Annotated in this window: 17 protein-coding genes; 6 read left to right on the top strand and 11 right to left on the bottom strand. The window is 64.4% G+C overall.

What is annotated here, in order from left to right; translation table 11 throughout:
• Nucleotides 1–9 precede the first annotated feature (9 nt).
• From rlmH to ELS24_RS09600, 6 genes are all read right to left on the bottom strand, one after another.
• Entirely contained in the window at nucleotides 10–480 is a 471-nt protein-coding gene (rlmH, locus tag ELS24_RS09575; protein WP_050449060.1) for a 23S rRNA (pseudouridine(1915)-N(3))-methyltransferase RlmH, read from the bottom strand.
• Nucleotides 481–489: 9 nt separating this feature from the next.
• The gene (gene rsfS, locus ELS24_RS09580; protein ID WP_050449061.1) at nucleotides 490–894 is read right to left on the bottom strand and encodes a ribosome silencing factor; all 405 of its coding nucleotides are present in this window, start codon (nucleotides 892–894) and stop codon (nucleotides 490–492) included.
• 74 nt (nucleotides 895–968) lie between these two features.
• Entirely contained in the window at nucleotides 969–1,556 is a 588-nt protein-coding gene (gene nadD, locus ELS24_RS09585; protein ID WP_050449095.1) for a nicotinate (nicotinamide) nucleotide adenylyltransferase, read from the bottom strand.
• Entirely contained in the window at nucleotides 1,553–2,464 is a 912-nt protein-coding gene (hemF, locus tag ELS24_RS09590; RefSeq protein ID WP_127183952.1) for an oxygen-dependent coproporphyrinogen oxidase, read from the bottom strand. Before hemF ends, nadD begins: the two co-directional genes overlap by 4 nt.
• A 15-nt stretch (nucleotides 2,465–2,479) precedes the next feature.
• Nucleotides 2,480–3,787 (bottom strand): phosphoribosylamine--glycine ligase, encoded by a 1,308-nt coding sequence (gene purD, locus ELS24_RS09595; RefSeq protein ID WP_050449063.1) that lies wholly within the window; start codon nucleotides 3,785–3,787, stop codon nucleotides 2,480–2,482.
• Nucleotides 3,788–3,912: 125 nt separating this feature from the next.
• On the bottom strand, nucleotides 3,913–4,644 hold the full coding sequence (locus ELS24_RS09600; RefSeq protein WP_050449096.1) for a YebC/PmpR family DNA-binding transcriptional regulator: 732 nt from the start codon (nucleotides 4,642–4,644) through the stop codon (nucleotides 3,913–3,915).
• A 164-nt stretch (nucleotides 4,645–4,808) separates the two neighbouring features.
• Here ELS24_RS09600 and ELS24_RS09605 point away from each other — a divergent pair, with 164 nt between their 5' ends.
• The 3 genes from ELS24_RS09605 to ELS24_RS09615 all read left to right on the top strand — a co-directional run bounded on the left by ELS24_RS09605 (nucleotide 4,809) and on the right by ELS24_RS09615 (nucleotide 8,527).
• The gene (locus ELS24_RS09605) at nucleotides 4,809–6,326 is read left to right on the top strand and encodes a helicase HerA-like C-terminal domain-containing protein (RefSeq protein ID WP_050449064.1); all 1,518 of its coding nucleotides are present in this window, start codon (nucleotides 4,809–4,811) and stop codon (nucleotides 6,324–6,326) included.
• A 119-nt stretch (nucleotides 6,327–6,445) separates the two neighbouring features.
• The gene (locus ELS24_RS09610) at nucleotides 6,446–7,513 is read left to right on the top strand and encodes a tartrate dehydrogenase (RefSeq protein WP_050449097.1); all 1,068 of its coding nucleotides are present in this window, start codon (nucleotides 6,446–6,448) and stop codon (nucleotides 7,511–7,513) included.
• A gap of 48 nt (nucleotides 7,514–7,561) precedes the next feature.
• The gene (locus tag ELS24_RS09615; RefSeq protein WP_230695997.1) at nucleotides 7,562–8,527 is read left to right on the top strand and encodes a hypothetical protein; all 966 of its coding nucleotides are present in this window, start codon (nucleotides 7,562–7,564) and stop codon (nucleotides 8,525–8,527) included.
• A 9-nt stretch (nucleotides 8,528–8,536) separates the two neighbouring features.
• On the opposite strand, the gene ELS24_RS09620 is transcribed toward ELS24_RS09615, so the two are convergent.
• From ELS24_RS09620 to ELS24_RS09640, 5 genes are all read right to left on the bottom strand, one after another.
• Nucleotides 8,537–10,153: a DHA2 family efflux MFS transporter permease subunit gene (locus tag ELS24_RS09620; protein WP_240669474.1), complete on the bottom strand. Its 1,617-nt coding sequence runs from the start codon at nucleotides 10,151–10,153 to the stop codon at nucleotides 8,537–8,539.
• Complete coding sequence (locus ELS24_RS09625) at nucleotides 10,150–11,343, bottom strand: efflux RND transporter periplasmic adaptor subunit (RefSeq protein ID WP_127183954.1); 1,194 nt, start codon at nucleotides 11,341–11,343, stop codon at nucleotides 10,150–10,152. Before ELS24_RS09625 ends, ELS24_RS09620 begins: the two co-directional genes overlap by 4 nt.
• Nucleotides 11,344–11,365: 22 nt before the next feature.
• The gene (locus tag ELS24_RS09630) at nucleotides 11,366–12,811 is read right to left on the bottom strand and encodes an efflux transporter outer membrane subunit (RefSeq protein WP_127183955.1); all 1,446 of its coding nucleotides are present in this window, start codon (nucleotides 12,809–12,811) and stop codon (nucleotides 11,366–11,368) included.
• A gap of 108 nt (nucleotides 12,812–12,919) precedes the next feature.
• A complete protein-coding gene (locus ELS24_RS09635; protein ID WP_050449068.1) occupies nucleotides 12,920–13,426 on the bottom strand; it encodes a MarR family winged helix-turn-helix transcriptional regulator in 507 nt (168 codons plus the stop codon).
• 31 nt (nucleotides 13,427–13,457) lie between these two features.
• Nucleotides 13,458–14,345 (bottom strand): DMT family transporter, encoded by an 888-nt coding sequence (locus tag ELS24_RS09640; RefSeq protein ID WP_050449069.1) that lies wholly within the window; start codon nucleotides 14,343–14,345, stop codon nucleotides 13,458–13,460.
• Nucleotides 14,346–14,418: 73 nt separating this feature from the next.
• Here ELS24_RS09640 and ELS24_RS09645 point away from each other — a divergent pair, with 73 nt between their 5' ends.
• The 3 genes from ELS24_RS09645 to styD all read left to right on the top strand — a co-directional run bounded on the left by ELS24_RS09645 (nucleotide 14,419) and on the right by styD (nucleotide 18,134).
• A complete protein-coding gene (locus ELS24_RS09645) occupies nucleotides 14,419–15,402 on the top strand; it encodes a DMT family transporter (RefSeq protein WP_050449070.1) in 984 nt (327 codons plus the stop codon).
• A gap of 51 nt (nucleotides 15,403–15,453) precedes the next feature.
• Nucleotides 15,454–16,443 (top strand): quinone oxidoreductase family protein, encoded by a 990-nt coding sequence (locus ELS24_RS09650; protein ID WP_050449071.1) that lies wholly within the window; start codon nucleotides 15,454–15,456, stop codon nucleotides 16,441–16,443.
• A gap of 191 nt (nucleotides 16,444–16,634) precedes the next feature.
• Nucleotides 16,635–18,134, top strand: a complete 1,500-nt coding sequence (gene styD / locus ELS24_RS09655; protein WP_127183956.1) for a phenylacetaldehyde dehydrogenase StyD — start codon at nucleotides 16,635–16,637, stop codon at nucleotides 18,132–18,134.
• Nucleotides 18,135–18,160: the final 26 nt, after the last annotated feature.

Here is an 18,160-nt window from a genome sequence, read left to right on the forward strand (position 1 = left end):
TTGCAGCGGTCAGGCGCGGTGGTAGGGGTGGTTGGTCATGATGGCCCAGGCGCGATAGAGCTGTTCGGCCAGTACCACGCGAACCATGGGATGCGGCAAGGTCAGCGACGACAAACGCAGCTGCCCGCTGCAAGAGGCCTTCAAATCGGCGTCCAGGCCATCGGGGCCGCCCACCAGAAAAGCCACGTCCTGACCGCCCGCACGCCACTGTTCGAGCTTTTGCGACAAGGCCATGGTGGTCAGGTCGCGGCCGCGTTCGTCCAGCGCCAGCCGAAGCGCACCGGCGGGTAATGCGGCTTCAATGCGTTTGGCTTCCGCCGCCATCATCTGGGCCGGCGTCTTGCCGGTGGTGCGGGGTTCGGGCTTGATCTCGCGCAATTCCAGCGCGCAATCGGCGGGCAGGCGCTTGGCATAGTCGGCCCAGGCAGTCTCTACCCAGTCCGGCATTCGCGTACCCACCGCCGCAACAATCAGCTTCACGGCAAGAACTCAGGCTTCGGCGTCGTCGTAGCCGTTGTCGGCGGGGATCGGCGCAACCCGGGTCGATTCCGGCAGCAGTTTCACACGGACCGGCTTGCCGCCCCAGATTTCTTCCAGGTTGTAATACTGGCGGATGGCGGGTTGCATGATGTGCACGACGACGTCGCCAAGGTCGACGACGACCCATTCACCGGTGTCCTCGCCTTCGATGGTGATGCCGGTCAGTTCAAGGGCACGGCCGCGGTCGGCCACGCTGGAGGCGAGGGCTCGGGTTTGGCGGTTGGAGGTGGCGCTGGCAATCACGACGCGATCGAACAAGCTTGTCAGATGCGTGGTGTTGTAGACCTTGATGTCTTGCGCCTTGACGTCTTCGAGGGCATCGATGACGGCGCGTTGGAGTTTCGTTATATCCATAGCTGCAAATATAACCCGCGGACGGGCGGCGGATGCCGGCTCCGTGGCGCTTTCTGCGCCGGGCGGGCGTAGGTTTATCGGTAAAGTTGGTGCGCCGCAATATAGGCGGCGACGGACGGGGCCAACAGGCCGTCGGTGGGTTCGCCCGCAGCCAGCCGCCGACGGATGTCGGAAGCGGACACTGCCATGGGCGCAAAGGGCAATTCTTCCAGGCTGTGGCCTTGGGCTTGCAGCCACGCGGTCAGTTCCGGAGGCGGCGTAAGCGGGGTGCCGGGACGAGTGGCCACGGCCAGATCCACCAGGCTGGCGATGTCACGCCAATTACGCCAGGTGCAAAAATTGGCGAGTTGATCAGCCCCCAGCAGCCAGACATAGCGCGCGCCCTGGGGCAGGCCGCGCAGCGTGTCGATGGTGTAGGTGGGGCCGCTGCGTTCGATCTCGACGGGGTTGACGGCTAGCCCTTCGTGCCCGGCGATGGCCAGTTCCAGCATGTCACGGCGTTGTTCTCCCGTGGCGTGCAAGGCTGCGCGCTGCCAGGGGTTGCCGGCGGGGATCAGTTCCACCGCGGCCAGGTCCAGCGTATCCAACGCGCTTTTTGCCAGCGCGACATGGGCGACATGGACGGGGTCGAAGCTGCCGCCCAGGAGACCGATGCGCTTCAAACCCAATCCCGCGGCGTCAGGTAGGCGGCCAACTCGGCTTCCGGCGTGCCTGCTTCGGGCTGCCAGTCGTAGCGCCATTGCGCCAAGGGTGGCATGGACAGCAGGATGGATTCGGTGCGGCCACCGGATTGCAGGCCGAACAGCGTGCCGCGGTCGAACACCAGATTGAATTCCACGTAGCGGCCACGGCGGTAAGCCTGGAAGTCGCGTTCGCGTTCGCCGTAAGCCATGTCGCGGCGGCGTTCAACGATGGGCAGATAGCTGTCCAGGAACGCATCCCCCACAGAGCGGGTCAGCGCGAACGAGGCGTCAAAACCGGGCGCGTTCAGGTCGTCAAAAAAAACGCCGCCGATGCCGCGCGTTTCGTTGCGGTGCTTCAGGAAGAAGTACTCATCGCACCAGCGCTTGTAGCGCGGGTAGTACTCAGGGCCGTGGGCGGCCAGCGCGTCGCGGCAGACCGTATGGAAATGCCGCGCGTCATCTTCGAAAGGGTAGTAGGGCGTCAGGTCTATGCCGCCACCGAACCAGAAGACGTCGGGTTCGTCATGCCCGGGGCGGGCCGCTGCCACGAACATGCGCACATTCATGTGGGTGGTGGGCACGTAGGGGTTGCGCGGGTGCAGCACCATGGACACGCCCATGGCTTCCCAGGCTCGGCCGGCAAGCTCGGGCCGGTGGGCGCTGGCCGACGGGGGCAGCTTGGTGCCCTTGACGTGGCTGAACAGTACGCCCGCGCGCTCGAACAGCTTGCCGCCTTCCAGCAGGCGCGACAGCCCGCCGCCGCCTTCCGGGCGTACCCATTCATCGGCACGGAAGGGACCGCCTTCCGCCGCTTCCAGCGCTTGGACAATACGCGCCTGCAAGCCGGTGAGGTAATCGCGGACAGAGGCAACGGGCAAGGCGTTCATCAGCGCTTTCCGGTGTTACGCGTTGGACTTGGGCTTTTGTTGCGACGGCTTGAGCGCGCGCCAGCCGATGTCGCTGCGGTACTGGCGGCCATCGAAATGGATGCCGTCGATGGCTTCGTACACGCGGTCGCGAGCCATCTTGACTGAATCGCCCAGGGCCGTGACGCACAGCACGCGGCCGCCGGTGGTCTTGGTGTCTTCACCATCCAGTTCGGTGGCGGCATGGAAGACCATGCAGTCTTCGGCGTCGGCGGGCAGGCCGCGGATGACGTCGCCCGTGCGCGGTGTGTTGGGGTAATTGTGCGAAGCCAGCACCACGCCCAGGGCGGTGCGGCGGTCCCAGACGATGTCGGCCTGGTTCAGCGTGCCGTCCACCGCGTGCTCAAGCGCATCCAAAAGGTCGCTCTTGACGCGCATCATGATGGGCTGCGTTTCCGGGTCGCCCATGCGGCAGTTGAATTCCAGCGTCTTGATTTCGCGGTCGGGGTCGTCGCCCGGGGCGATCATCAGGCCAGCGTACAGAAAGCCGGTGTAGGGGATGCCGTCGCGCGTCATGCCCTGCACGGTCGGCAGGATGATTTCGCGCATGATGCGGTGGTGCAGTTCGGGCGTGACGATCGGCGCGGGCGAATACGCGCCCATGCCGCCGGTGTTCGGACCCTGGTCGCCGTCTTGCAGGCGCTTGTGGTCTTGGCTGGTGGCCAGCGCCAGCACGTTGCGGCCGTCGCACATGACGATGAAGCTGGCTTCTTCGCCCACCAGGCATTCTTCGATGACGACACGAGCGCCCGCGGCGCCCATCGAGCCGTCGCCCAGCATGGCGTCAACGGCGGCATGAGCTTCTTCCAGCGTGGCCGCAACCACGACGCCCTTGCCGGCCGCCAGGCCGTCAGCCTTGATGACGATGGGGGCGCCTTCCTGGTCAATATAGGCGTGCGCCTGTGCCGGGTCGGTGAAGGTGGCGTAGCGCGCGGTGGGGATGTTGTGCCGGACCATGAAGGCCTTGGCGTAGTCCTTCGAGCTTTCCAGTTGCGCGGCGGCCTTGGTGGGGCCAAAGATTTTCAGCCCGCGCGCGCGGAACACGTCCACCACGCCCGAGGCCAGCGGCGCTTCCGGCCCAACGACCGTCAGGGCGATTCCTTCGCGCTGGACGAAATCGGCCAGCTCCTCGGCATTGGTGAGCGCGATGTTTTCCATCTGCTCGGCCCGTTGCGTGCCGCCGTTACCCGGGGCGACAAACACCTTGTGTACGCGCGGGGAGCGGGCCAGCCGCCAGGCGAGGGCATGTTCGCGGCCGCCCGAGCCAATTACCAGGAGTTTCATGTTGCGTGATTCTGAAGGTTGCCACTCTAGCCCGTGGAGAAGGCGACGGACCCGGGACAGCCCGGGGCCGATTCATATTCCAGCGCGCTGGCGGACGGGCCGTCAACGTGCTGGAACCGTGGGATTTACTGCGCTTCGTCGAAAATGACGGTGGTATAGACTTCCTGCACGTCGTCCAGGCCTTCCAGGGCGTCGAGCAGTTTCTGCATCTTGATGGCGTCTTCGCCAGCCAGTTCGGTTTCGTTCAGTGCCTTCATGACGATGCCGTCAACTTCGGCTTTCAAACCGGCTTCGTCGAACGCCTTGCGCACGGCGGCGTAGTCGGCCGGCGCGCAAACGACTTCGATCACGCCTTCTTCGTCGGTCGTTACGTCTTCGGCGCCGGCGTCGAGCGCGGCTTCCATGACTTTGTCTTCAGCGGTGCCAGGCGCGAATACGAACTGGCCGCAATGCTTGAACATGAAGGCCACCGAACCTTCCTGGCCCAGGTTGCCGCCGTTCTTGGCGAAGGCGTGGCGGACTTCCGCCACGGTGCGGGTGCGGTTGTCGGTCATGCAGTCAACGATGACCGCCGCGCCGCCGATGCCGTAGCCTTCGTAGCGGACTTCCTCGTAGGCGTCGCCGTCGGCGCCGCCCGCGCCACGCTGGATGGCGCGCTGGATGTTGTCCTTGGGCATGTTGGCGTCGGTGGCCTTGTCCCAGGCCATGCGCAAGCGCGGATTGCTGTCCGGGTCGGGGCCGCCGGCGCGCGCCGCCACGGTGATTTCACGAATGATCTTGGTCCAAAGCTTCCCGCGCTTGGCGTCTTGACGCCCTTTGCGGTGCTGGATATTGGCCCATTTGCTGTGTCCGGCCATGGCTTCCCAGGAGAAATTGTCTGCAAAAAAAGGCATTTTACCGTGCCGGCGGCCATAGCGCCCCGGCCTGGCCCCGCCTGTGTCGATATTGCCACGCGCACAAGGCCCACGGCAGGCTCTACACTTGGGCATTCTTTTGGCTTCCTGGTCCGGAGCGTTGCCCCATGCCCAATCCCATCGTCATTGCCAAGAACGCGCAGACCGAACTGGCCCTGTTACCCGCCTTGGCCAACCGGCACGGTTGCATTACCGGGGCCACGGGCACCGGCAAGACCGTCACCCTGCAAGTGCTGGCCGAATCGTTTTCACGCATCGGCACACCGGTGTTCATGGCCGACGTGAAGGGCGACCTGACCGGGATATCGCAAGCAGGGGTGGCAAGCCCCAAGCTGGCCGAGCGGCTGAAAAGCCTGGGCCTGCCCGAGCCGGTCTGGGGCGCCAGCCCCGTTACGCTTTGGGACGTGTTCGGTGAGCAGGGTTTGCCCGTGCGGGCCACCATTACCGATATGGGGCCGCTGCTGCTGTCGCGCATTCTTGAACTGAACGACACGCAGGAAGGGGTGCTGACGCTGGTATTCAAGGTGGCCGACGATGAAGGCCAACTGTTGCTTGACCTGAAAGACCTGCGCGCCATGCTGCAAAACGTGGCGGACCGTTCGGCCGAGCTCAAGACCCGCTACGGCAATGTGTCCTCCGCCAGCGTGGGCGCCATCCAGCGCGGCTTGCTGGCGCTGGAATCGCAGGGCGCCGAACAGTTCTTTGGCGAACCCATGCTGGACGTGGCCGACCTGATGCGCACCGATGCCCAGGGGCGCGGCATGGTCAACGTGCTGGCCGCCGACAAGCTGATGCAGGCGCCCCGGCTGTACGCGATTTTCCTGCTGTGGCTCCTGGCCGACCTGTACGAAAAGCTGCCCGAGGTGGGCGACATGGACCAGCCCAAGCTGGTTTTCTTTTTCGATGAAGCGCACCTGCTGTTCAACGACGCACCGGCCGCGCTGCTGAACAAGATCGAGCAGGTGGTGCGGCTGGTGCGGTCCAAGGGCGTGGGCGTTTATTTCGTGACCCAGAATCCGCTGGACATTCCCGACACCGTGTTGGGGCAACTGGGTAACCGCGTTCAGCATGCCTTGCGCGCTTTTACCCCGCGCGACCAGAAGGCCGTCAAGACCGCCGCGCAGACGATGCGCCCGAACCCAGGCCTGGACATCGAAGCGGCCATTACCGAGCTGGGGGTGGGCGAGGCGCTGATTTCCTTGCTGGACGCCAAGGGCCGCCCCATGCCGACGGAACGTGCCTACGTGATGCCGCCGGCCAGCCGCATCGGCCCGGCGACGGACGCCGAGCGCCAGCTGTTGCGCCAGGGCAGCCCGATGGCCGCCAAGTACGAAAAGGCGATCGACCGGGAATCCGCTTACGAAAGCCTGGCTGGTCGCGCCGCCGTGCCTGCAGATTCCCCCAGCGGCAAGCAGGCGGAACCCAAAGACGAGGCGCCCGCTGAATCTTCCGACGGCGGTTTGATGGGCCGCTTGAACGACGTGCTCTTCGGATCGACCGGCCCTCGCGGGGGCAAGCGCGACGGCGTCGTTCAAACCATGGCCAAAAGCACGGCCCGTTCCATTGCGCGTGAATTGACGCGCGGCATTCTGGGATCGCTGCTGGGCTCAAAAACCCGCCGCTGACGCCACCTGTCCACTGGCAGGACGCTACCCTTCGTTTTGTAACGGGGGGTGTTGCGTCGCGCCCGTTTATGCCTATGATTCTGGGCGGTCTATCAAAGGAAACCTTAAGGACAAACGTGGTGGCTAAGAAACACAAGATTGCGGTGATTCCAGGGGACGGTATCGGCAAAGAGGTCGTGCCGGAAGGGCTGAAAGTGCTGGACGCCGTGGCGACGCGCTTCGGCATCGAATTCCAGTGGGATCATTTCGACTGGAGCTGCGACTATTACGCGCAGCACGGCAAGATGATGCCGGACGACTGGAAGGCGCAAATCGGGCAACACGAAGCGATTTTCTTCGGCTCGATCGGCTGGCCCGCCACGGTGCCAGACCACGAGGCGCTGTGGGGCTCGCTGTTCAAGTTCCGTCGCGAATTTGATCAGTACATCAATTTGCGACCGGTTCGCCTGATGCCTGGCGTGCCGTCGCCGCTGGCCGACCGCAAGCCCGGCGACATTGATTTCTTCATCGTCCGTGAAAACACCGAAGGCGAATACTCCAATAGTGGCGGCCGCCTGTTCGAAGGCACCGATCGCGAAGTGGTCATTCAGGAAAGCGTGTTCACGCGCATTGGCGCGGAGCGTGTGCTGAAGTTTGCATTCGAGCTGGCCCAAAAACGCGGCAAGCACCTGACTGCCGCCACCAAGTCCAACGGCATCTCGATTTCGATGCCCTGGTGGGACGAGCGTGTTGCTGAAATGGCCGGGAACTATCCGGACGTGCGCTGGGACAAATACCATATCGATATCTTGTGCGCGCACTTCGTGCAGCATCCGGATTGGTTCGATGTGGTGGTGGCTTCCAATCTTTTCGGCGACATTCTTTCCGATCTGGGGCCGGCGTGCACGGGCACGATTGGCATTGCGCCGTCGGCCAACCTGAACCCCGAACGCAAGTTCCCGTCGCTGTTCGAGCCGGTGCACGGTTCGGCGCCGGATATCTATGGCAAAGGCATCGCCAACCCGATCGGACAGATCTGGAGCGGCGCATTGATGCTTGATTTTCTGGGTTACCCCGAGGCCTCGGCTGCCGTGGTGAAAGCGATTGAAACCGTGTTGGCGGATGGGCCGCGCACGCGGGACATGAAGGGAAGCGCATCGACCGTTGAGGTGGGGGACGCAATTGCGTCGCTGATCGCGGCCGGCTAAGCGCATTTAGCGGGGGTCGGCCGTTCAGGCAAGTTGATGGAACATTCAATGTCTTCTACCGCCACCGCCCACGTGGGCAGTGGGCGGGCCGACCGCTTAGTGCGCAAGCTGTTCCGATTGCTGCGTGCGCGCACGCAGCGGCACAACCAGCATTTGTGGCCGTTCGTGCGGATCTGGCGAGACCGCACGGGCGCCATCAGCGGCTTTCGCGCCTTTGGCCGGTCGCTGCCCTTGACCCCGCTGGCCCAAGGCTACGACCGCGCCGATGACACGGTGCATCTGATTCTCAGCGGCCCGTCGGTTGCGCAGATTCCCTACGATCAGTTGGATATTCGCGTGGCGATGGGCGTGAATGGCGCTATCGCGCTCGCGCGCAAGTTCGATCTGCCATTCAAGTACTACTGCATCATCGACCAGAATTTTGTGCGGGAACGCATTGAACTGGTCCGTGAGATCGTTGGCCGCGACCTGACCCTCTACGTGTTTCCGGAAGTGCTGCGCTACATCATGCAAGGCATCCCGCAAGATCAGATCCGCTGCCGCATCTGCATTGTTGAACTGATTTCCGAACGCGCTTATCAGCGCAGTGTGGCGCCGGCGGTGCTCAAGCGGATTGCCGCGGCCACGCCTGAAGTGCAATTGCTGGATGCCAAGCAGGGCCTGGGTTACAGCTTTGACGCGTCGCTGGGCGTGTTTGATGCTGACACGGTGGCTTATGCGGCCTTGCAGGTGTTGATGTCCGGGGGCGCACGGCAGGTGTATGTGCACGGACTGGACCTTACCGTTGCGAACGGGCTGCGGTTTTACGACGAAGGCGACCGGCCTCAGAGCAGCCGCCTGGCGCGAAAATTCACGCATCTGATCGAACCGTCTTTCCGCTTTGCGGCCCAGCAATGGCGGGCGCGCGGCGTGTCGGTGTTCAACCTGTCTCCCGTCAGCGCGTTATCGGCCGACATCATCGAGCGGCTTGATTGGCGGGCCTTCGTGAAAAAGGACGCGCATAGCGCGTCCTGATTCACGGCATCAGTGCGCGCCTGCCGCGGCCTCGGCTGCACCACCGCCGCCCGATTTGCCAGAGCGGGGCCGCGCGAACCAGACCAGGCCCGTCAGCATCAGGAAGATGATGGCTGAGGCATAGAACACATCCACCGCCGACATCGTGAACGCTTGCGTGTTGATCAGCCCGTCGACCATGCTTAATGCTTGCTGATGCGACATGCTCAGACCGTTCTGCAGGGCGTTCATTGTGTGGTCAAACGCTTGCTGGCCGGGCTTGGCGGCCTCGGTCAGTTGCGAGTGGTGCAGGGTGGCGCGGTTTTCCCACAGCGTCGTGGCGATCGAGGTGCCGAACGCGCCCGCTGTCAGCCGCAGGAAGTTCGACAACCCGGACGCGGCGGGAATGCGCCACGGTTCGATGCTGGACAGGGTGATGGACGTCAGCGGCACGAAGAACGCCGCCATGGCAGCGCCCTGGATGATGGTCGGCAACATGAGCGTGCGCACGTCGGTCTGGGTGTTGAAGCCCGCCCGCATGAAGCACACCAGCGCGAAGATCAGGAACGCCACGGTCACGATCTGGCGCGGGTCGCGCGTGGCCAGCATCTTGCCCACGATGGGGGTCAACAAGATGGCCAGCAAGCCCACCGGTGCTGTCACCAGGCCGGCGTAGGTGGCGGTGTAGCCCATATTGCTTTGCAGCCACAACGGCAGCAGCACCACATTGCCGAAGAACACGCCGTAGGCCACGGCCAGCGTCAGCGCGCCGACGGTGAAGTTGCGTTCCTTGAACAGGCGCAGGTCCACCACGGGATGGGCATCGGTCAGTTCCCAGATCAAAAAGAACACGAAGGCCACGAAAGCGGTTGCCGCCAGCGCAATGATGGTGGGGCTGGCGAACCAGTCCAGTTCCTTGCCCTTGTCCAACATGATCTGCAAGGCGCCAACCCACACCACCAGCAGCACCAGGCCCAGCTTGTCGATGGGCAGCTTGCGGGTCATGGATTCGCGCTTGCCGTAGATGCGCCAGCTGATCCAGGCGGCCAAGAGGCCCACCGGCACATTGATGTAGAAGATCCAGGGCCAGGTGTAGTTGTCTGAAATCCAGCCGCCCAGCAAGGGCCCAGCCACGGGCGCGACCAGCGTGGTCATGGACCAGACGGCCAGCGCCATGCCCGCCTTGGACTTCGGGAAGCTGGCAAGCATCAACGTTTGCGACAGCGGGATCATCGGGCCGGCCACCGCGCCCTGCAAAACACGAAACGCGATCAGCGCTTCCAGCGATGGCGCAAAGCCGCACAGCCACGAAGCCAGTACGAACAGCAGCGTGGAAATCAGGAACAGGCGAACTTGGCCGAAGCGCTGCGTGAGCCAGCCGGTCAGCGGTACCGTGATGGCATTGGCCACCGCGAACGACGTGATGACCCAGGTGCCTTGGCTGGTGCTGACGCCCAGGTCACCCGAGATGGTGGGGATGGACACGTTCGCGATCGACGTATCCAGCACGTTCATGAACACCGCCGTGGACAGCGCGATGGACCCGATGATGCGGGCTGCGCCTTCCAGCGGCGGGTGGGTGCCCGGCGGCTGGGCGGGTTCAACGGGGGGCGCGCCAGCGCCCACGGGCTGGGCGGTCGTGCTCATGATGCGAGGTTGTCCTCGATGATCTTCTTGATCATGGCGTCGACATCATCGTGCGCCGGTTCGAAGGCACGCGTGGACCAGGCCGGCTCGCTGCGCACGGCTTGTGTCAGCGCTTCGCCGTCCTGCGGGCCCACATCCACTTCCACGTCCATCGACAGGCCGACGCGCAGGGGGTGCGACTTCAGGTCTTCGGGGTCAAGCAGGATACGCACGGGCACGCGCTGCACCACCTTGATCCAGTTGCCCGTGGCGTTCTGGGCGGGCAAGAGCGCGAAGGCGCTGCCAGTCCCGGCGTCCAGCCCGGCGACCTTACCGTGGTAAACGACCGAGCTGCCGTACAGGTCGGCCACCATCTTGACCGGTTGGCCGATGCGCATCTTGCGCAGTTGGCCTTCCTTGAAGTTGGCTTCCACCCAGACCTGGTCCAGCGGCACGACCGTCATCAGCGCGTTGCCCGGCGCCACGCGCTGGCCGACCTGCACGCTGCGCCGCGCGATCACACCGCCCACCGGCGCGGGCAGCACGGTACGTGATTGGGCCAACCAGGCGTTGCGCAGGCCAGCGGCGGCCTGAAGCACGTCGGGGTGGTTGGCAACGGTGGTGCCCTGCGTCAGCGCCTGGTTGGTCACCAGTTTGGCTTGCGACGCGGCCAAGGCGGCGCGGGCTTGGGCCAGGCCGGATCGTGCCGACTTCAGCGCGGCTTCCGCGTGCAGGATCTCTTCACCGCTGACACCACCGGACTTGGCCAGTTGTTGACGGCGGCTGACGTCGCTTTGCGCGCGGGTCAGTTCGGCCTGCGCGCGCAGAATGTCGGCACGGCGCAGATCCACATCAGCGGCCAGCGCATCGTTCTGAACGTAATAGGTGCGGACCTGGCGCACCATCTGGGCCAGCCTGGCCTGCGCTTGTTGCAGCGCCACGTCGGTGTCCGCGGGGTCCAGGCGCACCAGCGGCTGGCCAGCCGCGACGGTCTCGGTATCGTCGGCCTCGATGGCCACGACGGTGCCGGGCACCTGCGGCGTAATTTGCACCAGGTTGCCGTGAACGTAGGCGTCGTCGGTGCTTTCGAAATGGGCGCCGAATAGCGCCCACCAGATGCCGTAGGCGATGGCGATGAGAATGAAGACGCCGGTCGCGAGCAGCAAAAGGCGTTTGCGGGCGGGGTTGGCGGTGGGGGTGGCAGCGTTCATGACGTCTGAATCCGGGGATCGTTCAATGAATGGGGGTCGGTGCGGCGGCGGACTGCGCGGTTTGCGCGGTGTCCGTCTGTGGCGGCGGCGTGTAGCCGCCGCCCAGCGCGTTGGCCAGGTTGGCATCAAGCTGATAGGCGCGGATACGCAAATCGGTATCCAGGCGGGCCTGGGTCAACACGCCGGTTTGCGCGATAAGCACGGTGATGTAGTTGCCCAGACCGGCCTTGTAGCGGTTTACGGCCAGCTCGTAGGCGGCTTCGATGGCGGTGCGGGCCTGGCGCTGTTGGGCGCGCTCCTGCTCCAGCAGGCGCAGGCCGTCCAGCGCGTCGGCCACCTGATGCACGGCGTCCAGCACGGTCTGGTTGTAGTCCGACACGGCCAGATCGGCGTCGGCGCGGCGCCCGGCCAGATTGGCATTCAGTTCGCCGCCATGGAAGATGGGCAACGTGACGGCCGGCCCAAAGCCCGCCGTGCGGGCCGCGGCACCCAGCAGGTTGCCCGTGCCCAATGCCTGGAAGCCGGCAAACGCGGTCAGGTTGACGTTGGGGTAGAACTCCGCTTTGGCGGTGTCGATGGCGCTGCGCGCGGCTTCGGCGCGCCAGCGCGAGGCCACGACGTCGGGGCGATGGCCCAGCAGATCCAGCGGAATGGCCGTGGGCACAACGCCCGCGGGCGCGGTCAGGTCCACGGCCACCAGCGACTGGCCGCGTTGCGGGCCGGCGCCTGCCAGCGCCGCGACCTGATTGCGCAACTGCGCCAGCGTCGTTTCCGCCTGCGTCAATTCCACCTGGCCGGCAGCCAGCGACGATTCCGCCTGCTTCACTTCCACCTGCGTATCCAGGCCGGCGCTGTAACGGCCTTGCGTCAAGGACAAGACATCGGCGCGTTGCGCGATCACCCGCTTGAGCACATCGCGCTGCGCGAAGGCGTTCTGCAGATTCAGGTAGGCGCGTACGGTGGCGCTGGCCAGCATGTTGCGCGCGGCTTGCGCGTCGGCGGTGGCGGCCTCGCGTTCCGACACGGCCGATTTCAGGCGCGAACGGTTCTTGCCCCAGAAGTCCAGCTCATAGCTGAAGTCCAGCGCCAGCCGGTTATCGCTGACGACGCTGCCACCGAGCGGTGCCGGGTAGATGTAGTCGGACGACAAATGTTCGCGGGTCAGTGAGTAATCGGCGTCCACGCGGGGCAGAAGCGGGGCGCGGGCTGTGCTGACGGCGGCATTGGCCTTGGCCAGGCGCGCTTGCGCCGCGCTCATCGACGGGTTGTTGGCCAGCGCTTCGTCCATCAGGGCGTTGAGCTGCGGGTCGCCGTAGCGTTGCCACCACTGCGTGTTGGGCCAGGCGGTGTCGTGGCCGGTCAAGCCCAACTTGGCCGCATCCAGCGCTACAACGGGTTCGGGCCCGGGTTCCATCAGTGCGCAACCGCTCAGGGCAAGCACCAATACGGTAGAAAGAAGGCGTTTCATCCTGACTGTTTGCTGAAAGTAATTGATTGATCTGTATTTGCCTAGGCAAATATTATGCCAAATAAAACCCCAGGCGCATGGGGCGTAGCTAAAACGGGGGCAGCGTCGTCAGCGCTCGGGCGCCGTGCCCGATGCTGAGCCGTTGGCGATCATGCGGCGCAGGAAGTGCATGAGCTGGGTGACTTCGTCGGCAGAAAAACCACGCAGATGGTGATTCAGCGCCCGGGCGATGGTAGGAGGAATTTCACGGGCCTTGGCTTCGCCCAATTCGGTCAGTTCGATCTTCACGACGCGGCGGTCTTCTTGGCTGCGACTGCGGCGCAGCAGGCCTTTGGCCTCAAGACGGTCAAGCGCCCGAGTCATGGCGCCGGTGTCCATGTCATTCAGGCGGGCGAGTTCGGCGGGGGTGTCGGCGCGGCCAAGAAAGACCATGGCCAGCGGGCGCCATTGCATGGCGGTAAGGTCCAACGGCGCCATCTCCTGATCCAGCATCCGGGTCAGGGAGTGATAGACCAGTTTGACGAGATAGCCCGCGTTCTCTTCCCCCATGCAACGGTGGTCGTTGCGGTAGTGGACGGGGTTGTCGGCGGCGGGCGGGGGAGTTTCGGCATTCATGGGCCGAATTTTACTGCCTAGTCAGTTATTGTCAAGGCTGTGATTTTGCCACCGCTTCTACATCGACCGCGCCTTTGCGCAGGCCCGACCAGACAATCGCCGCGACGATCAGCGCGGCGCCGGCAATCATGCGAGGCGTCGGTTCCTGGCTGAACAGCACCCATGCGAAGGCGATGGCGTACACCGGTTCCAGGGCAATCACCAAGCCGGCGCTGCGGGCGTTCAGACGGGTCAAACTGGACACGAACAGATAGTGCGACAGGCCCGTGCAGAAGATGCCCAGCAAGGCCAGCCAGAACCAGTCCAGCGCGGGCAGGGCGGGCAATTGGCCAACGGCGAACGGCACCATTACCAGCGCCACCACCACGTTTTGCCAGCACGCCACCTGCATCGGGTCCATGCCGGAGGCCGAACGCCGGTTGCTCAAGGCCAGCAGGGCGAAGGTCAGCCCGGACAGCAGGCCCCACGCCAGGCCAATGGTGCCCTGGTCAGCCAGATCGAAAGACGGCGTCACCAGGATAAGGCCAGCGGTGACCAGACCCAGCAACATCCATTCGGCGGCGCGAATGCGCTCTCGGAAGAGCAGGCCTTCGAACAGCGTGATGAATGCGGGGAAGCTGGCGAAACCCAGCGTGGCGATGGCGATGCCGCCCACCTTGACCGATATGAAGAACGTGACCCAGTGCGCCGCCAGCAAGGCGCCGGCAAGCACCAGCACGAATAGCTGGGCGGGCGTCAGCACGCCCAACAGCGGCTTGCGGCGCATGCGGGCAAAAATGCCCAGCGAGATCACCGCGAAAACGGCCCGGCCCAGCGTGATGACGGCGGCGCTGGCTTGTATCAACTCCCCGAAAACGCCGGTCAGGCCGAACAGCACGGCCGCAATATGGATGTAGGTCAGAGCGCGATGTCGGGTCATGCCGGAGGGTGTCGATGCCAAAAAGCGATGTTTAAGCGTGCAAAGAGCGTTGCACTGAATCTAAAATCATCGCATGAATCGTATCGCCAAGCTTTTGCCATCCTCTCTTCCGTCCGGCCGCGCGGCCGGAATCCTGATGGCAATGCTGGGCGCGGTGCTGTTTTCGGCCAAGGCGATTGTGGTCAAGTTCACCTACCGATACGGCATCGACGCGGTCACGCTGATCGCCTTTCGCATGCTGTTTGCGATGCCCTTCTTCGCGGCGGTGGCCTGGCATCAGTCACGCCGCGCCGCGCGCGGCGAGATCGTGACGATGACCGCCAAAGAGCGCGTCCAGGTCATCGTGCTGGGACTGCTGGGTTACTACCTGTCCAGCTTCCTGGACTTCCTGGGCCTGCGCTACATCACCGCAAGCCTGGAACGGTTGATTCTGTTCCTGTCGCCATCCCTTGTCGTGCTGCTGTCCGCGTTCTGGTTCAAGCGCCCCATCGAACGCCGGCAATGGCTGGCCATGGTGCTGTCGTATGCCGGTGTGGTGCTGGTGTTTGCCCACGACCTGTCCTTTGGTGGCGGGAGCGAGGTGCTGTTAGGGTCTTTGTTCGTTTTTGGCTCGGCGGCAAGCTATTCTGTTTACCTGATTTGTTCCGGCGAACTGATCAAGCGGGTGGGCCCGACGCGGTTGGTAGCCTACGCCATGCTGGTTTCATGCGTGGCCTGCATCATCCAGTTTTTCTTGATCCACCCGCCGTCAATGCTGCTTCAGCCGGCGGGTGTGTACGGGTATTCGGTGATCCACGCCACGTTGAACACCGTGGTGCCGGTCTTCATGCTGATGTGGGCGGTGTCGCTGATCGGTGCGCCCACGGCATCATTGCTGGGCATGGTGGGGCCGGTGTCCGTGCTGTTTCTGGCGTCGTGGTTCCTGAACGAGCCCATTACCTTGTGGCAGTTGGCGGGAACCGCGCTGGTGTTGACCGGTGTGTTCGCCTTGATGGGCGGCGGCGCCGGCAGGCCGGTATCCGACGCAAAGCGCGCGGCCGATTCGCCGTCGCGTTAAAGCCTGGTTTTCCCGATTTATTCGCATCATTTCCATTGAAAGGAGGCCAGCATGGCCAGCAATCTCGTCAAGGCAATTCGTATCGAGCAGCACGGTGGTCCCGAAGTCCTGAAGCTGGTTGACGTGGAAGTTCCGCCGCCCGCCGCCAATGAAGTCACGATTGAGCAGCACGCCGCTGGCCTGAATTTCATCGATATCTATTTCCGCACGGGCTTGTACCCGCATCCGCTGCCGCACGGCCTGGGTTTCGAAGCCGCGGGCGTGGTCACGGCCGTGGGCGCCGACGTCAAGCACCTGAAAAAAGGCGACCGTGTCGCCTATGGCCAAAGCCCCATCGGCGCCTACGCCAAGGCGCGCAACGTGCCGGCCAATCAAGTGGTCACCGTGCCCAAGGGGATTGGTTTTGACGAGGCCGCCGCGCTGATGCTCAAGGGCCTGACGGTGCAGTACCTGTTCCGCCAGACCTATCGCCTGCAAGGCGGTGAGACCATTCTGTTCCATGCGGCCGCGGGCGGTGTGGGCCTGATCGCCTGCCAATGGGCCAAGGCGCTTGGCGTGAAGCTGATCGGCACCGTGTCCAGCCCGGAAAAGGCCGAACTGGCGCGTGCCAACGGCGCTTGGGAAACCATCGATTACTCGCGCGAAAACGTGGTTGAGCGCGTGCTGGAACTGACCAAGGGCAAGAAAGTGCCGGTGGTCTACGACGGCGTGGGCAAGGACACCTGGGAAACCTCGCTGGACTGCATCGAGCCGCGCGGCCTGATGGTCAGCTTTGGCAATGCGTCCGGCCCCGTGGCCGGCGTCAACCTGGCCGTGCTGAACCAGAAGGGCAGCCTGTACGTCACGCGCCCGTCGCTGGGCGTGCATGTGAACACCCTGGAAAAGCTGCAAGCCGCCTCCAAGGAAGTCTTTGACCTGGTCCTGAAGAAGAAGATCAAGGTCCGCATCGACCAGCGCTACAGCCTGGAACAGGCCGGCGAAGCGCAGACCGCGCTGGCATCGCGCAAGACCACCGGCGCCACGGTGTTGATGCTGGACTGATCCACCGCATCTGGCGCGCAGCTCCAAGCGGGCGCGCGACGGGCCGGGCAGGACGCGCAATGCGTGGTCTGCCCGGCCTTTTCATTGGCGTGTCCCCGTGCGCAGAATGACAAATCCCCATGCACGGCCCGACAAGCCAGCGATAAAGCCCGTTGCTATTCTGGCTCCACACTTTTCGTGGGAGCTTTCAGATGTCTTCAGCAAGCGCAGGTGCCACGGTCGACCGTCCGGAACTGGCCGCCATCCGGGAATTCATGCTGATAGACGGCAAGCCGGTGCACGAAGGGCAGGGCCAGCCGATCCCGGTGTACGACCCGGCCACGGGCCGCGTCATTGCTCATCAACCCGATGCGGGCCCCGCCCAGGTGGACTTGGCCGTGCAGGCCGCGCGGCGCGCTTTTGAGTCCGGGCCGTGGCGCGACACGCTGCCCGCCGGCCGTGAACGCCTGCTGCTCAAGCTGGCTGACTTGCTGGAACAGCACGGCACCGAACTGGCCCGGTTGGAAACTCTGAACAACGGCAAACTGCTGGGTATTGCGCAGGGCCTGGAAGTGGGAGCGGGCGCGCAATGGCTGCGCTACATGGCCGGGTGGGCCACGAAGATCACGGGCGATACCTTGTCGCTGTCGATTCCTTTCCCGCCTGGCGTCCAATACAGCGCCTATACGCTAGCGCAACCCGTGGGCGTGGTGGGCGCCATCATCCCGTGGAACTTCCCGTTGCTGATGGCGGTGTGGAAGATCGCACCCGCGCTGGCAGCCGGCTGCACGGTGGTGCTCAAGCCCGCCGAGGAAACCCCCTTGACCGCCTTGCGGCTGGCAGAGCTCGTGCTTGAAGCAGGCTTTCCGCCCGGCGTTGTCAACGTCATCACCGGGCGTGGCGAAACGGCCGGCGCCGCGTTGGTGGCGCATCCGGGCATCGACAAGATCGCCTTCACCGGCTCTACCGAAGTGGGCAAGCTGATCGGGCGGGCCGCCATGGACGACATGAAGCGGGTGTCGCTGGAACTGGGCGGCAAGTCTCCCGTTATCGTGCTGGACGACTGCGACGTCGACCGCGCCGTGCAAGGCGCCGCCGCGGCCATTTTCTTCAACCAGGGGCAGGTGTGCACGGCGGGCTCGCGTCTGTATGTGCAACGCGGCCTTTACGACAAGGTCGTGCAGGGCTTGGCCGACGTGGCCGCCGGCATGAGCTTGGGGTCCGGTTTCGACCCGGCCACGCAGATCGGCCCGCTGATCTCGGCGCGGCATCAGCAGCGCGTCATGGACTACATCGGCATCGGCCGTGCCGAAGGGGGGCGCGTGTTGACGGGGGGCGTGGCCGGCGACGGCGAAGGCTACTTCGTGCGGCCTACGGTGTTTGCGGATGTGCCGCAACAAGCCCGCATCGCGCAGGAAGAAATTTTCGGACCCGTCGTCGTCGCGCAGCCCTTCGACGGCCTGGACGATGCCGTGCGTCTGGCCAACGACAGCGCCTTCGGCCTGGGCGCCAGCATCTGGAGCAACGACCTGACGCGCGTTCAACGCCTGATCCCGCGCATTGACGCGGGCACCGTCTGGGTCAACACCCACAACATGCTGGATCCGAACATGCCGTTTGGCGGCTTCAAGCAATCTGGCGTCGGCCGCGAACATGGTCGGGCCGTGCTTGAGATGTATCTAGAGAAGAAGTCTGTTTGCATCGCGTATTAGCACGGCGGACAGCGCAGACCAAGCCG

The organism is Achromobacter spanius (genome assembly GCF_003994415.1).
Lineage (GTDB): Bacteria > Pseudomonadota > Gammaproteobacteria > Burkholderiales > Burkholderiaceae_B > Achromobacter > Achromobacter spanius_C.

Coding starts and splice junctions, on each gene's coding strand:
- ELS24_RS09650 (WP_050449071.1), top strand. CDS start 15,454: ATGGCCAGCAATCTCGTCAAGGCAATTCGTATCGAGCAGCACGGTGGT.
- ELS24_RS09630 (WP_127183955.1), bottom strand. CDS start 12,811: ATGAAACGCCTTCTTTCTACCGTATTGGTGCTTGCCCTGAGCGGTTGC.
- rsfS (WP_050449061.1), bottom strand. CDS start 894: ATGGATATAACGAAACTCCAACGCGCCGTCATCGATGCCCTCGAAGAC.
- ELS24_RS09645 (WP_050449070.1), top strand. CDS start 14,419: ATGAATCGTATCGCCAAGCTTTTGCCATCCTCTCTTCCGTCCGGCCGC.
- ELS24_RS09635 (WP_050449068.1), bottom strand. CDS start 13,426: ATGAATGCCGAAACTCCCCCGCCCGCCGCCGACAACCCCGTCCACTAC.
- ELS24_RS09615 (WP_230695997.1), top strand. CDS start 7,562: ATGTCTTCTACCGCCACCGCCCACGTGGGCAGTGGGCGGGCCGACCGC.
- hemF (WP_127183952.1), bottom strand. CDS start 2,464: ATGAACGCCTTGCCCGTTGCCTCTGTCCGCGATTACCTCACCGGCTTG.
- styD (WP_127183956.1), top strand. CDS start 16,635: ATGTCTTCAGCAAGCGCAGGTGCCACGGTCGACCGTCCGGAACTGGCC.
- ELS24_RS09640 (WP_050449069.1), bottom strand. CDS start 14,345: ATGACCCGACATCGCGCTCTGACCTACATCCATATTGCGGCCGTGCTG.
- ELS24_RS09620 (WP_240669474.1), bottom strand. CDS start 10,153: ATGAGCACGACCGCCCAGCCCGTGGGCGCTGGCGCGCCCCCCGTTGAA.
- ELS24_RS09600 (WP_050449096.1), bottom strand. CDS start 4,644: ATGGCCGGACACAGCAAATGGGCCAATATCCAGCACCGCAAAGGGCGT.
- ELS24_RS09625 (WP_127183954.1), bottom strand. CDS start 11,343: ATGAACGCTGCCACCCCCACCGCCAACCCCGCCCGCAAACGCCTTTTG.
- purD (WP_050449063.1), bottom strand. CDS start 3,787: ATGAAACTCCTGGTAATTGGCTCGGGCGGCCGCGAACATGCCCTCGCC.
- ELS24_RS09605 (WP_050449064.1), top strand. CDS start 4,809: ATGCCCAATCCCATCGTCATTGCCAAGAACGCGCAGACCGAACTGGCC.